Origin of the sequence: Kothea flammea (genome assembly GCF_052161645.1) — a bacterium.
Taxonomy (GTDB): domain Bacteria; phylum Planctomycetota; class Planctomycetia; order Pirellulales; family Pirellulaceae; genus Laterigemmans.
The window spans coordinates 5,537,680-5,552,788 of the sequence record NZ_CP197414.1 but is presented as its reverse complement, the minus strand read 5'-3'; the positions used below and the strand labels follow the sequence as shown (position 1 = coordinate 5,552,788).

12 protein-coding genes are annotated in these 15,109 nt (G+C 56.5%); 9 read left to right on the top strand and 3 right to left on the bottom strand.

From position 1 onward, the window contains the following. Window positions 1-106 precede the first annotated feature (106 nt). Both SH139x_RS20695 and SH139x_RS20690 read right to left on the bottom strand, forming a co-directional pair. Window positions 107-1,024 carry an aminotransferase class IV gene (locus tag SH139x_RS20695; RefSeq protein WP_488351668.1) on the bottom strand — a complete coding sequence of 306 codons (918 nt, stop codon included), beginning with the start codon at window positions 1,022-1,024 and terminating at the stop codon, window positions 107-109. Further along, complete coding sequence (locus tag SH139x_RS20690; protein WP_488351667.1) at window positions 1,021-2,100, bottom strand: hypothetical protein; 1,080 nt, start codon at window positions 2,098-2,100, stop codon at window positions 1,021-1,023. The genes SH139x_RS20695 and SH139x_RS20690 overlap by 4 nt, the downstream gene beginning before the upstream one ends. A gap of 173 nt (window positions 2,101-2,273) precedes the next feature. On the opposite strand from SH139x_RS20690, the gene SH139x_RS20685 reads away from it, so the two are divergent. From SH139x_RS20685 to SH139x_RS20660, 6 genes are all read left to right on the top strand, one after another. After that, on the top strand, window positions 2,274-2,705 hold the full coding sequence (locus SH139x_RS20685; RefSeq protein WP_488351666.1) for a hypothetical protein: 432 nt from the start codon (window positions 2,274-2,276) through the stop codon (window positions 2,703-2,705). 386 nt (window positions 2,706-3,091) lie between these two features. Continuing rightward, the gene (locus tag SH139x_RS20680) at window positions 3,092-3,223 is read left to right on the top strand and encodes a hypothetical protein (protein ID WP_488351665.1); all 132 of its coding nucleotides are present in this window, start codon (window positions 3,092-3,094) and stop codon (window positions 3,221-3,223) included. A 24-nt stretch (window positions 3,224-3,247) separates the two neighbouring features. After that, on the top strand, window positions 3,248-4,288 hold the full coding sequence (locus SH139x_RS20675; protein ID WP_488351664.1) for a transglutaminase-like domain-containing protein: 1,041 nt from the start codon (window positions 3,248-3,250) through the stop codon (window positions 4,286-4,288). 98 nt (window positions 4,289-4,386) lie between these two features. Continuing rightward, on the top strand, window positions 4,387-4,677 hold the full coding sequence (locus tag SH139x_RS20670; protein ID WP_488351663.1) for a hypothetical protein: 291 nt from the start codon (window positions 4,387-4,389) through the stop codon (window positions 4,675-4,677). A 50-nt stretch (window positions 4,678-4,727) separates the two neighbouring features. Beyond that, window positions 4,728-8,504: a hypothetical protein gene (locus SH139x_RS20665; RefSeq protein WP_488351662.1), complete on the top strand. Its 3,777-nt coding sequence runs from the start codon at window positions 4,728-4,730 to the stop codon at window positions 8,502-8,504. 91 nt (window positions 8,505-8,595) lie between these two features. Further along, window positions 8,596-9,063, top strand: coding sequence for a hypothetical protein (locus SH139x_RS20660; RefSeq protein WP_488351661.1), 468 nt, complete (start codon window positions 8,596-8,598; stop codon window positions 9,061-9,063). Between the two features lie 102 nt (window positions 9,064-9,165). Here the strand turns inward: SH139x_RS20660 and SH139x_RS20655 are convergent, their stop codons facing one another. Beyond that, complete coding sequence (locus SH139x_RS20655) at window positions 9,166-9,318, bottom strand: hypothetical protein (RefSeq protein WP_488351660.1); 153 nt, start codon at window positions 9,316-9,318, stop codon at window positions 9,166-9,168. Here SH139x_RS20655 and SH139x_RS20650 point away from each other — a divergent pair. The 3 genes from SH139x_RS20650 (at window position 9,304) to SH139x_RS20640 (ending at window position 15,078) form a co-directional block, all read left to right on the top strand. After that, a complete protein-coding gene (locus SH139x_RS20650; RefSeq protein ID WP_488351659.1) occupies window positions 9,304-12,123 on the top strand; it encodes a multiheme c-type cytochrome in 2,820 nt (939 codons plus the stop codon). The two genes, SH139x_RS20655 and SH139x_RS20650, sit on opposite strands and share 15 nt — an antisense overlap. Window positions 12,124-12,200: 77 nt before the next feature. Then, complete coding sequence (locus SH139x_RS20645) at window positions 12,201-14,168, top strand: CRTAC1 family protein (RefSeq protein ID WP_488351658.1); 1,968 nt, start codon at window positions 12,201-12,203, stop codon at window positions 14,166-14,168. A 400-nt stretch (window positions 14,169-14,568) separates the two neighbouring features. Beyond that, window positions 14,569-15,078 (top strand): keratin-like protein, encoded by a 510-nt coding sequence (locus SH139x_RS20640; protein WP_488351657.1) that lies wholly within the window; start codon window positions 14,569-14,571, stop codon window positions 15,076-15,078. The last annotated feature ends 31 nt before the right edge of the window (window positions 15,079-15,109 follow it).

Here is a 15,109-nt window from a genome sequence, read left to right as displayed (position 1 = left end):
TTCGTACAGGACGCTGACGTCCTTTCGATTTGGCAGGAAGGTGGGGGCAGGAAAATATCTCCGTTACATTTTCCTGCCCCCATTCTCCTGTCCAGCTAACGGTCGATTACTTGTCGTCCGTCTTGAGAGCCGCGGCCAGGCGTTGTTGCCACTGGCGAAGTCGATCGCTGAGCGGCTTTTCGATCCCATCGACTGAGTTGGCTGGCCATAATCCAACCAGCGAGCCGGTCAACCAAACTTCGTCAGCGCGACGCAACCTCTGGGGAGAGATCGGCTCACGCTTTACCGACCAGCCGGCTGCTTCCATCAGCTCCAATAAGCTGGCCGCGATCACACCTGGCAAGACCCGGTCAGCCGGCGGCAAGATGATCGAATCGTTTTCGAGAATCAGGATGTTGGAGGTGCTGGTTTCGGTGATCGTGCCATCATCGTCCAGCAGCACGCCCAAGGCGCCGGGGGTGACTTGGCGTGCTTGGCGGTCCGCCAGGTAATAGTGGATGCGCGAGCGAACCTTCAAGTGGCGAGGCCAGCATGCGGGAGCTGGCTGTTGAACATCAGAAATGATCAACGCTTGTCCGTTGGCAGCCAGTTGACGGTAATGACTCAGGTTGAGCGGATTGAGCAGTGCGACTAGAGTCGGTTCCGCCTCACCTAACCGTCCGGGAGTGGCCAGCAAGGTAAGCCCCCATTCGGTCTCGTCGGCGGCAGCTTGACTTTTTGCTGCAGGCATGGCCAGCGCGCCAGCCAACAACTGTTCGATCACAGCGGTCCACTCGGATGCCGACGGGAACGGACCGATCCCGAGAAAATCAGCCGTTGTGGCAAAGCGACGGAGATGGCGTGGTAGGAGTGGGCAAGCGTGCTTCCAGGTTCGCAATTTCTCCACGGCAATCACGCCTTGCAGCACGCCGATGTCGTCGGCTGGGAATTGCACATCCGCAGCGGACAGGTAGCGGCCATTGCGCCATGCATCGGCTGACGAACTGCTATCGCTTCGGCTGCTCGCAGTGGGCGGATCACTCATGGCAACTCCTGGCACGCCTCAAGTCGGCACTCGAGCGGTTGACTTTCAATCATTCGACTTTCAGTCATTTGACTCTCGATTAAGCGGGCGAAGATTTCTCCGGCTCGGCAGCGTCGGCTGAAATAATCGAGTTCGTCGTGATGGGTACCGACGGTGTTGCTGCAGTTGCGAGCTGACACTGGCAAGCGGCTGCCGTCGGCGCGCGGACCGACTCTGACCGGGCCGGTCACCCCTAAAGCTCGCGCGCTCAAGCCGGGTTCCAGAATCCAGTAGCGTTTCAGGATTGAATCACGAGGGTTATACATCAGCGTCATGCTCGCCATATTCAGAGTGGCCCGGCCATGATAGCGGCCCGGATATAACCAATCCTGATTCACGGCCGCCGCCACCAAACCGACGTTAACGTGCAGGCCTTGAACGTGCTCACCGGGCAACTGTCGGCCCGCAAGGCAACCGCCGGCCAAAGCATGCAGGGCCCCCGTCACCACGCGACCGCCAAAGCTGTAGCCAAGCACCGTCAGGGGAGTGGGAGCCGGTGCCGCTTCCCGCAGCAGCCAAGCCAAATAGAGTCCTTGCGAGTCGGTTCTCTCCGCCTTGATCTTAACGTCCTTGAGCACACCATCCACGCGATCGCTGGGCCAACTCCAAACGATAAACCGCAGGGGTGTTTCCGCTTGGCGATAGCAGGCAATTTTCTGATAGACGAACCAGCCACGATCCACCGCTTCGGCACAATCAAAGCGATTCCCGTGCGCGTAGATCACGCTGTGCTTTGTCCCGTCGGAGCCGAGCAGGTCGATCAGCTGGTCACGTGTCTGCGGCTGAAAGCCGAGCGACGGGTCGTATTGAAGGATCCGGAATTGTGGATCATGCAGATCAGCGCACAACGCGGTGGCCGTGATCGAACGGGTGCTGATGACCCAGAATTCATCACCTTCTCGTAATCCGCTGGCGGAGGCGTTGGGGGCCAGCGTGCCACAGAGCATCAACAGCCAAATAACGCTGGCGACGCTGGGCCGCAATCGATAACGGCCAGGTTGTAGGCTGTGCCGAGCACAGCAGTTATATGTTGCCATTTCACATCACACGGCATGCTTGGGGGAGGGGCATCACGCGGTCGTGAAAACAAATGTTGCGAAAAAACATCAAGTTGCATTTGCACCTCATCCGGAGCGACCTAGGTTTCAGCAGTACCACGAAGGTTCGAGGTATTGATTCACGATCAATTTCGCACAGGAAGGGGATTACAATGAGCGTTCGCTTGCTTTCACTAAGTCTTGCTGTTGGTTTACTACCATTTGCCGTCGGCTGCGGATTCTTCCGCGGCTTGTGCTATGGTCCCGGTGCAGCTTGCAATGCATGTGCTGTCGGTAACCCAAATTTTTCCCCAACCTATCCAGGTCAGGCCGCTGGGTGCGGGCTGCCGGGATGTGGTGCCGTCCATGGTCCCGAGTTAGGCTGCGGCGGTGAAACCATCAGCAGCTACTACGGCGGGAGCGGGTATCCAGTCCCCGCTGATAGTATCGGCGGAATGGGCTACGGATTGGGGTATAATGGCGGAGTCCCCTATGATGCAAACAATCCTGACAATTGGTTGCCCCAAGGGTATGTCCCGGGAACGTTGCGCGAAACCGAAGGTTTGCCGGTCGCACCGTTGTCGCCCACGCCCGCAGGTTCTTAAGGTAGCGGTGGCTAGCACCAAAACCGCTAATATTTTGTTGGCCGTTTGGTGCAAGTGTTTTAGTTCGCGTATTAACTATTTAGCAACCAAAAGCCAGCCCCGCGAAAAGACTCGCTCCCTTCGCCCCCGGGACTGGCCTGCGAAAAAGCTTTTCCCGCACGCAAACCTTGTTAAGGCCAGTTTTGGGGGAGAAGGGCTGGGGATGAGGGGGCCGAGGTTTGGTGGCCTGGTTTGCCCGCGAACCACGCGAATAAGCGCAAATTGAAGTCCCCGCCAATCAGTGAGCATTATCGATTTAACATTCGCGTCGAATAACGCAAGTTAGCGGTCACCTTTTTACGACCGCTAACGGAGGTCCTTTTCGGTTGCCAGATATCTGTCAAGTTTTGAATGAATCTTGTCAGCTGGTGGAGGAAATCTATCAGCAGATGAAATTTCCCGTGTTGGAAAAACTGCTGCGTCTGTGTTGGCGAGTCATTCCAATTACACTGGAGCGACTTGAGATCTACGCCCGTTAGAACGTTTGCAAGGTATTTGCCGCAATGCATGCTCGAAAGCCAATTCGGACGGTCAACCCGGTATCGACTCGACGCCACTCCATGCGTCAATTGGCTGCCCTGGGCGGGCTTGCCTGGTTTGCCTGCAATGACGTCTTGGCTGGCCAGTTACCAACAGCCGACGATGGGGAAACCGCAGTCGAGGGCGCGACCGAGAGCGAATCAATATTATCTTATGTGGACCCCAAGACTCAGCGTTACCGTTGCGGGTTGGAGTTAAGCACTGGGCGAGCGAACTGTCGCAACATTATCACCACCTTTCCGTTGCCTCGAGTTTGGCCCGAACAGGAGGTGCGATTGGTGGAGAGCCAAATCGACCCCGTCTTTCGACGCTGGCAAGAACGTGATTTAAACGGTTTAGCCAGTCAGTTTGTCGCTCAGATTGGCGGTTTGCCGGCGGGCAGTCTTGCCAATGCTCTGTTTACTTTTGAGATCACCCGCTATCGGATTTTGCCGCCCCAGGAGGTGACTTCGCTGCAAATTCCCCGCCGAGTCGATCGAGATATGCGGCAATTCATGATCTCTAGCCCCTACATCGATGTCGGCAGCGCGCGGGTGCGGGCGGCGGTGCGGGAGATTGAAGCCCAACCAGCGGTGAACGATTGGCAACGTGTCGAACAGATTTATGACTGGGTTCGAGAAAAAATCGCGTACGTCGAGGGTGACATTAAATCGGCCGACGATGCGTTGAAAGACGGCACGGGCGATTGTGAGGAGTTGACCAGCGCGTTTGTGGCGATCTGTCGCACGATGCGGATTCCGGCCCGCATGGTGCACGTGTTATTGCACTGCTACCCGGAATTTTATTTGGAAGACGCGGAGGGTAACGGCCACTGGATTCCCTGCCAAGTCGCCGGCACGCGGCAATTCGGCAGCATGGAAGAATATCGCCCGATTCTGCAAAAGGGGGATCGCTTTAAGACTCCCGAACAACCGCTGCGTCGCTACGTGGCTGAATATTTCAAGGCGGCAGCGGTGCAAGGGGGCAATCCCTCGCCAAAATTCGTGCAAGAATTGCTGGATTGAGCGGCGGTAAATTCTCCACGCCCGATTTTCGCCACGCCGGGGAGGGACTAAAGTAAAGGTTGCTGGTTTACTTTGGTTCTCATTCTGCAGGAACATCCATGGAGACTCCCCAGGCTCAACCGCTGCGCATCCTTCCTTTCATCGTCATGGTCCTTGTCTTTGCGGCATTCTTGGGCGGCATGACGGGAGTCTACTCGATGTATATGTCGGCGTTCGAGCAAAAGCCGACGATCATCGAAGGCAAAGCCAGCGGCCCGCCACCCGGGATGGGTGGTGGAGGCGGATCGCAAAATGCGGACGATGCTGGTGCTGATGATAGTGCCGCTGAGGATGACGCCGCCGAAGAAGAGGCCGCCGAAGAAGAGGCCGCCGAAGAAGAGGCCGGCTGATCCATGACAGCCCACGCTGACGACTGACCTGCTCTAAGATGGCGGATGCTATGAAAAAGGGATTGCTCGTTGCCGCGGCGGTTGCCGTGCTAATGCTGGGCGTTTGGTTTCTGCGTCCGCAACCAGACCAGCCTGCTGGTGATGGAGACGATGGAGCGGGTCCAGTTGTCGTGGGTGAAGCGATGGAACCGGCCGCCAAGCTGGACTTGATGCAGCGGGCTTTGGCGGAAACGGAAAATCTCAACACCGAACCTGCCGTTGCGCTATGGACGCAACTATTGGTCAAAGAACCTGGGAACCTCGATGCCCTGCAGAATTTGGCCGTCACGCACGTTAGTCGGTTGCAGCAGTTAAAGGAAAAGTTAAACGCTCCTCAGACCACTCCTGAGGAGCGAGCGGATGCGGAGCAGCAATTGCCGCTGCGGCTCGCCGATGCGAGTGAAGTCACCGAGCGATTAATTTCCGCCGATCGTGCGAGCGGGGAAACTCGCCGGCAAGACCAAGCATCTTGGCTGCAAGCGAAAGTCGATATCACGGCTGCCGAATTGGCTTCCTTTGATGAGAAGCAAACCGCCATGGCTGGGATTGCCCAGGAGTTGGGCCAGCGGTTGCAAGCCTCCCCAGGGGCCGCGGTCTTGGTCGGCTTGTTGGAGGATGCCGCCGCCATGGCAGAAGACCCGCTCGGTGGCGGTGCGGACCCGTTGGTGGAACCCATTGCTGAGGCTCTGATCGCCGCATCGGCGGCCAATCCGCGAAACCTATTTATTGCTTTTAAAGCCCTTGAGTTCAGCCTCAAAGCGGAAAAGCCCGCAGCTGCCGAGATTGCCGCCCGCCTGAGCAAACTGACTGAGCCTCTGGATACGTTCTTTCGCCCTATTGCTTTATCGAGCGCGGGGCTGCCTCCCGAGGCGTTTCCAGCAAACATCATTGAAGCGGTCAATAGTGGCAATTTTCGTGCCGCAGTATTGCCTGCTCGCCAATGGTTTAACCTGTTGAATGGAACCGAAATCTTTAAATCGGATCGTAAACTTGCTGCCCCCAACCCGTTGGATTTGGTAGCCACCGAGGCGATCAATCAACTTGCTTTGCAACTGGCCGCCGAATCGCTTCCCCCAGCCGCCGCGACCGAGCTAAATTTCGCGGAACCGGCCGTGGTGACCACCACCGACAGTCCAGTCTTGGCGGTGGCGCAGGTCGATTTACTGCTGAATGACCGCGCGGCAATGCTGGTCGCCACTTCCGACCGCTTGAGCGTGTGGCAAGCGGTCGAGGGGGGCTGGGGCGAATGGGCTTCGTTGCAGATCCCGGCCGGCACCCGCGGGTTAACGGTGGTCGATTTGTTTATGGTGGACGCTGATTTTCCCCTCAAGATCAAACGCTCTTACCAAGCCGACTCCGAGGCCAACCCCACCGCCGCTGGCGAAAATTCGCTCCGCCACGACGTCTTCCCCAGCATCATTGCCTGGGGCCAGGATGGTCTGCACATCGTCCGTGTTGACGGTCGCCAAGAAACACCACCCGATCAACGGTTGCTGGCTCTCAATGAACCAACCGGGCTGGAATCGGTGACTGAAGTGGCGGCATTACAGCCGATCGATATCGACGCCGATGGCGATCTCGATCTGGCAATCAGCACGCTCGGCAACGGCGTCCAGTTCTGGATCAATCGCGATAACATGACCTTCTTTTCCGCCACCGAATTCAGCCTGCTGCCGCCGCAGGATGATCCGGTTGTCGATTTTGGTCTGGTCGATCTCGATCGTGATTTAGATCTCGACCTACTTGCCATTCACCGCTCGGGAGCGATCGGCTGGCTGGAAAATTTATTGCATCTCCAGTTTCGCTGGGCACCCCTGGAGGCGGCCTCACCGGTTGGTCAGGGAGGCAGCATTGCGGCGGTGGAGTGGGACGGAAACGTTTCCTGGGATGCGGTCTATTCCGGCAGCCAAGGTGTTGGGCTGATGCGGACCGAGACCACCGGGGCCGGCGTTTTTCGCACCACCGCAGCCACCACCCGCGGGGCCACCGCAGAGAATGACCAGTTGCTCGGCGGACGTGCCCTGCTGGCCGACTTGGATCACGACTCTTGGAGCGACTTGCTGTTGTACGGTCCCGCTGGCGCCGGCTTGCTTCGCGGCGGACCGAGCGAGTTGACCGGCCTGCCGATCATGCCGCTATTTTCCGCCCCTGTTGCCGCTGCCACGATCGCCGACTTTAACGGTGATGACCGCTTGGACGTTTGCCTGGCCTCGGGAAACGAAGTGATTGTGCTGGCGAATACGAGCGAGTCGCTGGGGCACTTTGTTGAGATCCAAATGAAAGGAATCGACGACAACGCCACTGGCCGGGTGAACCATTATGCCATCGGCAGCACGCACGAAGTTCGTTTTGGACCCCATTATCGAGCCGCGGTCGTCACCGATCGATCGACCCGCTTTGGCATCAATCGCAACGAGTCGGCCGACACGTTGCGATCCATATTGACCAACGGGATTACCCAAAACATTATCGATCCACCCAGCGATGTGACTATCGTCGAAGAACAAACGCTGAAAGGTTCATGTCCCTACCTTTACACCTGGGACGGCGAAAAATTTGCCTTTGTCACCGATTGTTTATGGGCCGCACCGCTCGGTTTGCAATACGCCGTTGGCAAAGTCGTCCCCGATCGTCCTTGGGAGTATCTCAAAGTTGACGGAGACTTTTTGCGGCCCCGCGATGGACACTACGAATTGCGATTGACGGAGGAATTGTGGGAGATCGCTTACTTTGATCATGTTGCCTTGATGGCTGTGGATCATCCCGCCGAAGTCGATATTTGGACGAACGAAAAGGTCGGACCACCCGACGTCGTGCAGCATCGTGTTTATGCTTTTGGCGATAGTCGCCCGGTCGTGTCGGCTGTGGATACCAACGGGGTTGATTGCCGGGAGTTACTGGCAACCGTTGATGAAAATTACGTCCAGGGATTTGATCGCCGAATTCGGCAAGGTCTCTGTCCGCCCCACTGGATCGATCTTGGCATCGGGCCGTTGGCCGCTGACGATGAAGTCTATTTGCTGCTCACCGGTTGGATTCTGCCGACCGATTCCTCGTTGAATATTCAGATTGACCAAAACCCGCAATTGCCGGCCGTCGAACCACCTTCGGTGTGGATTCCTGATGCGGAGGGGAATTGGGTCGAGTCGATCCCGGCGATGGGCTTTCCAGGAGGAAAAACCAAGACGATCGTGGTCAAGCTGACAGGTAAATTCAATCCACTCGACCCCCGCGTGCGGATTCGTACCTCGGCGCAGATCTACTGGGACGCAGCGAAGGTTGTCGTCAATCCACCTGAGACGGAATTACGGACGCAGACTTTAGAATTAGTCTCCGCCGAAGTGGCCGAGCACGGCTTTTCCAAATTGCTGCCTCGCGACAGCACCCAGCCGCATCGATACGATTATCATCAAGCCAGCAAACAGCCGAAATGGCCTCCATTAGCTGGCGGGCTGACGCGATTTGGCGATTGCCTGGAGTTGCTAACCGCTTGGGATGACCAAATGGTGGTGATTGCCGGCGGGGATGAGATTCGACTGAAATTTGCCGTCCCGGTAGAGCCTCTACCGGTCGGCTGGAAGCGAGATTTTGTCTTGCACAGCGTGGGCTGGGACAAAGACGCCGATCTGAACACTTTGGCGGGGCAGTCCGTAGATCCCCTACCGTTTCGCGCGATGCGGGCCTATCCACCACCCCTTGAGGACCAAGCGGCCGCCAAGCAAGCAGACGCGGCGAATGCTTGGCACCGAACTCGGATTCAGTCTTTTCGCAAATTTTGGGCACGCTGAACAAAAAACGGTTATGCTGGAGTGAAAGACGGTTATTTGCACCCATGAATGCTCGGTCCTCCATGGTGCCTTTTCTTCAAGTGACTTCGTCGTGCTTTATCCTGTCGCTCAAATCGATTCCGCAACCGCTAACGGCTTTAACACCGTTGGTCGCTGGAGCGGTGTCGTTTTTGGGCTGTTGGTCGCCGTCGGCATTGTGGTTGGGCAAACACCGGTCGCGGCCAGTTGCGGTGACTACCTTATGCCGTTGGGCAGCGGTGGGCATCAGGAAGTTAGCCACACAGACGAGTCGGGCATGCCGACCACGCCGGTCAGTCAGCCCTGTGACGGGCCGAGTTGCCGGCAGGCACCCGCTGGACCGATTTCTCACACCGTTGCGCCGCCCGATTTTTCACGTCGCGACAACGGCCCTTCATTGAATCCTTGGTCAGCAAATTCGCACGCTACACCACCCTCGGTGCTGCGCCCTTTCCCCACTGCTGATCGTTCCGATTACGAAACCCTGCGGTCGCGTTTAATGCGACCGCCGCGAGCGACCCGCTTGCTGGGGTTGTGGTAGGAACCTAGCCGAAGTCCAAGAAAAAGCCCACGGCCAACGCCGTTGGTGGATGGTACTCGGCCCGCTTCCATGCTCGCGGGTTTGTTACTCGTTGAGACGATATCACGACCTCTGCATCCGCCAGGTCGTCTTCTCCGCACCCGCTTCGCCTCCCGCTTGTTTCTGCGGAAACAATCGTTGGATGTGCCAAAGCTGGGGCGTGCTGCAAATCAATCGTCCAACCAGTAAATCGTGATCACCATGAGCGCTTCTCAATCTGATGCCACTGATAAGTACGCGCACTTGATGCGCGCCGCGGCGAGCCAGCCAAAGTATGTTCGTTCGATTACGCCCCGCCTGCGGGTGTTGCTATATATTGTCTTCGCGCTATTCGGGCTGCTGGCGGCGAACGGCTTTTATCTCTCCAGCATCACCTATCTGCAGTGGCTGCGGAGCGAAGTCTACGAAAATCACTTTTATCAATTGATGTTCTTGGTTCACTTGGGCTTGGGGTTGCTGTTAATTGTCCCGGTGATTGTCTTCGGCATCTTCCACATGTTGAAAGCGAGGAAGCGGCGAAACAAACGGGCGATTCGCATCGGTTACGCTTTGTTCGGAATCGCCATTGCGATCCTTGTTTCGGGTGTGTTGTTGATGCGAATTGGTAATTTAAAAATTGTTAATCCCGAAATTCGCACGGTAGTCTACTGGGCCCACATCATCGCGCCGCTGACGGCGGTTTGGCTGTACTGGTTGCATCGCTTGGCAGGTCCCCGAATTCGCTGGGCGGTGGGAGGCAAATTGTTTGCCGCCGTGGCCGTGGGGGTAGTCGCCATGGTAGCCGTGCAAAGCACTGATCCGCGAATCAGCGACGGTTCGGCCCCCTCGTCGGGCGACCAGTACTTTCAGCCGTCGCTGTCCCGCACCGCCAGCGGCACTTTTATCAATGCGGACACGTTGATGAACGACGACTATTGTCTCAAGTGCCATGAAGATATTTATGATTCTTGGCTTCATAGTGCGCACCACCTAAGTAGCTTTAACAATCCGGCATATGCCGCCTCGGTGCGTGAGACACGAGAATTGTCTATGCAACGCGACAACAACGTGCAGGCCACACGTTGGTGCGCTGGTTGCCATGATCCTGTTCCCTTCTTTTCGGGCGCTTTTGATGATCCGGAATTTGATGACGTTGTCGACCCGACCGCTCACGCTGGGATCACCTGCACGGTTTGCCACGCGATTCAATCAATCGGCAGCACGCGAGGGAACGGCGACTACGTGATTGATGAGCCAGCTCACTATCCGTTTGCTTACAGCGACAATCCGCTGCTGCAACAGATCAATGAACTGCTGGTGAAAGCCAAACCTTCCTTCCATAAGTCGGAAATGCTCAAGCCATTCCACAAGTCCGAAGATTTCTGCAGCACTTGCCACAAGGTCAGCTTGCCTGGCGAATTAACCAAGTATCGCGAGTGGATGCGGGGCCAGAATCACCACGATTCGTACTTATTAAGTGGAGTTAGCGGGCACGGAGCACGCAGTTTCTATTATCCGGCCGTGGCCGAAGACAACTGTAATGGTTGCCACATGCCGGAAGTGGCTTCTAATGAGTTGGGAGCAAAATATTCGGACAAATTGGGTAGGCTCGCAGTCAAGGATCACTTGTTCTTAGGTGCCAACACCGCCTTGCAATATTGGAAAGGTGGCGATGTCGCTGTGGAGCGGACGACGAAGTTTTTGCAAGATTGCTTGCGCGTCGATCTCTTCGGCATCCGCGAAGGCGGTGGCATCGAGGGGCATCTGATGGCTCCGCTGCGGCCGGAGATTCCCGAGCTTCAGCCTGGTCAAGAGTACTTGCTGGAAACGGTCGTCCGAACGTTAAAGCTGGGGCACCATTTCACACAGGGAACGACCGATTCGAACAACATTTGGCTGGAGGTTACGGTCAAGGATCAGGGCAAGCTGATCGCGGCCAGCGGTTTGCAAGATGAGACAGACACGGTCGATCCTTGGGCCCATTTTCTCAATAACTTCGTTTTGGACCGTGACGGAAATCGAATCAATCGCCGTAACGCTCAAGATATTTTTACCACGCTCTACAACCATCAGATCCCACCCGGAGCTGGACACACGGTCCATTATCGCTTCCGCGTTCCCCCGCAGACTCGCGGTCCGTTGGAGTTTCACGTTCGCGTCTTGTACCGCAAGTTTGATACGGAATACTTAAACATTATTGAAGCCAACAAAGACCCGCGAGATCCTGTCTTGCGCGGCAGTGGCGATTCCCCCAACCCACTTCCCGTGGTCGTGATGGCCGAGGATCATCTGGTGTTGCCGGTCGCCGGTGGCGAGGCGGTTGCTGCGGATCGGAATCCGCAGCCAGACTTTCCCCTCTGGCAACGCTGGAACGATTATGGCATCGGCTTGTTGTTGAAAGGTAAGTCGGAGCTGAAACAAGCGACCGAAGCCTTCGCGGCTGTGGAAAAACTGGGCCGTTATGACGGTCCCTTCAATCAGGCGCGGGTGATGGTGGAGGAGGGCGACCTCAATGGTGCCACGCAAGCCTTAGAACGTTCACTGAAGTTCGATCCCCAGCCTCCAGCCTGGACCTTTGCTTGGTTGAGTGGCGTGGTCGATCGCCAGCAGGGCAATTTACAAGCCGCCGCCGATAAACTCAAAGGCGTGTTGGAGACAAAAATTCCCGCTAGAAAGTTTGATTTCAGCTTGGACTACGTGGTGCGAAATGAATACGGGCTGACACTTTTTGACCTGGCGCAACAAGCCAAGGTGATGGGAGATCAAGAAAACTATGAGAAACATCTCACCGCGGCGGAAAAGGAATTTCAGCGTGTCCTTGATACTGACGTGGAAAACGTCACCGCGCATGCGAACTTGGCGCGAATTTATCGTGCCCGCGGGGATGATGAGCGACAAACTTATCATCGCCAGTTGCATGAAAAATATAAGCCCGATGATAACGCAGCTGAATTGGCGATCCCCAAAGCTAGGAAGCGGTATCCGGCTGCCGATCACGCGGCGCAAACTTTGGTCATTTATGATTTAAAACCTATTCCGTGAGCCGACGGCGCTAGTCGCGGTCCCTGGCCGTGCTCTCAGATAGATTAACAAAACTACAACCATCCGCAGTAGCCGTTATGAGTAAACAGAAACCTAACAAACGCTCCACCGCTGGCAGCGACTCGGCCCACCGCGCGGCCACGCCGCGACGCAAGGCTGGTTCGTCGCCTCAAGCGTCTACAGCTGCAAATCCTGCAGCGGAACAACTGGCCGATACTGGGGCCGGGGACGATGCGGTGATCGGTCGAGCTTTGCGAGGTTCGTTGTTAGCGGCTCTGGCGATTCTCGCGTTAGTGGGCGGTTGGTTTGGCGTTAAATATCTGAGTCGCGAGCAGGAAGTGGCCAAAGTTGTAGAGATCGAAGCGCCACAGGTGCGGCAAACGACGGGGGTCAGTCTGCCCAAAATCCCGCTGCTGGACATCACGGCCGATGCTGGCATCGAGTTTACGCATTACAGCGGAGCCGTCGGTGAAAAGCTGCTACCGGAAACGATGGGCAGTGGTGTCGCCTGGATTGATTACGACAACGATGGCGATCAAGACTTGTTGTTGATCAATAGTTGCGATTGGCCCTGGAGTCGTGAAGGCGACGCGGTGGCGGAAGAGCATCTTTGCCGTTTGTATGCGAACGATGGTAGCGGCCAATTCAGCGATGTGACAATGCAGGTGGGCCTTGATCAATCGTTTTATGCGATGGGCGTTGCGGTTGGCGACTATGATAATGACGGCTGGACTGATCTCTTCATCAGCGCGGTCGGCCACAATTGGTTGTTGAAAAACGAGACTGGTGTTTTTCGTGATCTGACTGAGCAGGCTGGCGTTGCCGGTGCCGAGCAGGACTGGAGCACCAGTTGCGGATTTTTTGACTACGATAACGATGGACTGCTCGACTTGATCGTCTGCAATTACGTCGATTGGTCTCGCGACAAGGATCTTTCGCAGAGCTTTTCGATCGATGGAGAGAACCGCGCTTACGGGCCGCCACGAGCTTTCGGCGGCACGTTTTCTACGCTCTACCATAATGATGGCGAGGGTAACTTCAGCGATGTGTCGGAGGTGGCTGGTTTGCACGTTCGCAATCGCGACACCTCGGTTCCATTGGGTAAAGCCATGGGGGTGGCGCCGGTTGATGTCGATGGAGATGGGTATCTAGATCTGGTCATCGCCAACGATACGGTCCGCAACTTCCTGCTACTCAATCAACGCGACGGGACGTTTCGTGAATCGGCCGAGTTGGCGGGGATCGCGTATGATCGCAACGGCAACGCTCGTGGTGCTATGGGAATCGATGCGGTGGCTTACCGTGATGACGGTACGGTTGCCATTGGTATCGGCAACTTCGCCAATGAACCATCGGCGTTGTACCTAGCCTCGGGGCCTAACATGGCGGAGTTTAACGATTTGGCGATGGCCACCGGTTTGGGACCTCAAACCCGGTTGGGGCTAACCTTCGGGCTTTGTTTCTTGGATGTCGATTTGGACGGTGGGATCGACATGTTGGGTGTGAACGGGCATTTGGAAGCCGAAATCAATAAGGTTCAAACGAGCCAGTTTTACGCGCAGCCACCGCAGATATTCTGGAATGCAGGTTCAGCCGGCGGAAACCAGCTTGTGCCGCTCGGTGATGCGGAAACAGGCACGGCCTTCTCGCAACCGCTGGTCGGTCGCGGAGCGGCGTTTGCAGATATCGACAACGATGGCGATTTGGATGTAGTGCTGACGGCCAACGGTGGTCCACCCCGATTGTTACGAAATGATCAACAGTTGGGGCACCATTGGTTGCGATTTAAATTGATCGGCCAGCAATCCAATCGTTCGGCGATTGGTGCGCGCGTGGAAGTACGGGCGGGTGATTCTCGTTGGCATCGCGTGGTCATGCCGACGCGTGGTTATCTCAGCCAAAGTGAACTGCCGCTGACGTTTGGTTTGGGCGAGCGGCAGGCGGTCGATGGAGCCACCATCTACTGGCCAAGCGGAATGCGTCAGGAAGTCGAGATCGATGGAGTCGATCAAACGATCGTGGTCACCGAGCAAGCTGGTACGTAGGAGTTAGTCGCGGTTCCCGTTAGCCGCAATGGCGCTAGCCGCGGTTCTCGCATTGCACCGAAGAACCCGCGCCCAACGAAACGGTGGCTAACGCCACAACCGCTAACCGCTAGCCGCTACAGACAGCACCCGCTGGCTCGACCCGCACAATCGCAACACCAAACGGGGTGACATGAGTAAAAAGGTGCGGATTGGTCAAAAGTTTCCTACTGGGTAGTCGATACGGATTGGCAGTGCACCACGTGGTGTCAAGCGTTGCGATTGTTTGACCTGGAGAGAATGCAGTCTTGCTTAGATTGTCCGATCTCCATGAGCTGCCGCCGGACCGTCGGTAGCGGGTTAAATGAGGATACGACGCAGTTTGCTAAACACGTTTCCTCGGTCCATGGAGAATTCACCGATGCGTCGTGTGATCGTCCCTGCGTTGCTGGCCGTCTGTATTGTCGCTGGCAACTCGGCAGATGCCGGATTCGGCTTGTTTGATCGTTTGTGTAATCGTGGTTGCGATGCGGCTCCCGTTTGTGAGCCCAGCTGCGGCTATGAAATCGCACAACCTGTGTGTGGTTGCGAAGTGGTGGATCCGTGCTGCAACCCACGTCCCAAGTTTGGTGGCCTGTTCAAGAAGTTGTTCAACAAGAACAGCTGCTGTGACGCGGCTCCCTGCTGTGACATTGCTCCCGTTTGCGAACCAACCTGCGGTTGCGAAATCGCTCCGATCGATTGCGGTTGTGCAGTCATGGAACCAGCTTGCGGTTGCGAGCCGGCTCCTTGCCACAAGCCACTCTTCGGCGGTGTCTTCAAGAAGCTGTTCAAGAAGAACACCGGCTGCTGCGATCCTTGCGCGATTGAGCCCGCATGCGGATGCGAGCCCACTTGCGGAATCGCACCAAGCTGCGGTTGCGGAATGTAATTGAAATTCCCGAACAACGCTGCGAAGCAAA

Excerpts from the sequence above, each read along its gene's own strand:
- SH139x_RS20675 (WP_488351664.1), top strand. The coding sequence starts at position 3,248 with ATGCATGCTCGAAAGCCAATTCGGACGGTCAACCCGGTATCGACTCGA.
- SH139x_RS20645 (WP_488351658.1), top strand. The coding sequence starts at position 12,201 with ATGAGTAAACAGAAACCTAACAAACGCTCCACCGCTGGCAGCGACTCG.
- SH139x_RS20670 (WP_488351663.1), top strand. The coding sequence starts at position 4,387 with ATGGAGACTCCCCAGGCTCAACCGCTGCGCATCCTTCCTTTCATCGTC.
- SH139x_RS20695 (WP_488351668.1), bottom strand. The coding sequence starts at position 1,024 with ATGAGTGATCCGCCCACTGCGAGCAGCCGAAGCGATAGCAGTTCGTCA.
- SH139x_RS20640 (WP_488351657.1), top strand. The coding sequence starts at position 14,569 with ATGCGTCGTGTGATCGTCCCTGCGTTGCTGGCCGTCTGTATTGTCGCT.
- SH139x_RS20690 (WP_488351667.1), bottom strand. The coding sequence starts at position 2,100 with ATGGCAACATATAACTGCTGTGCTCGGCACAGCCTACAACCTGGCCGT.
- SH139x_RS20685 (WP_488351666.1), top strand. The coding sequence starts at position 2,274 with ATGAGCGTTCGCTTGCTTTCACTAAGTCTTGCTGTTGGTTTACTACCA.
- SH139x_RS20665 (WP_488351662.1), top strand. The coding sequence starts at position 4,728 with ATGAAAAAGGGATTGCTCGTTGCCGCGGCGGTTGCCGTGCTAATGCTG.
- SH139x_RS20650 (WP_488351659.1), top strand. The coding sequence starts at position 9,304 with ATGAGCGCTTCTCAATCTGATGCCACTGATAAGTACGCGCACTTGATG.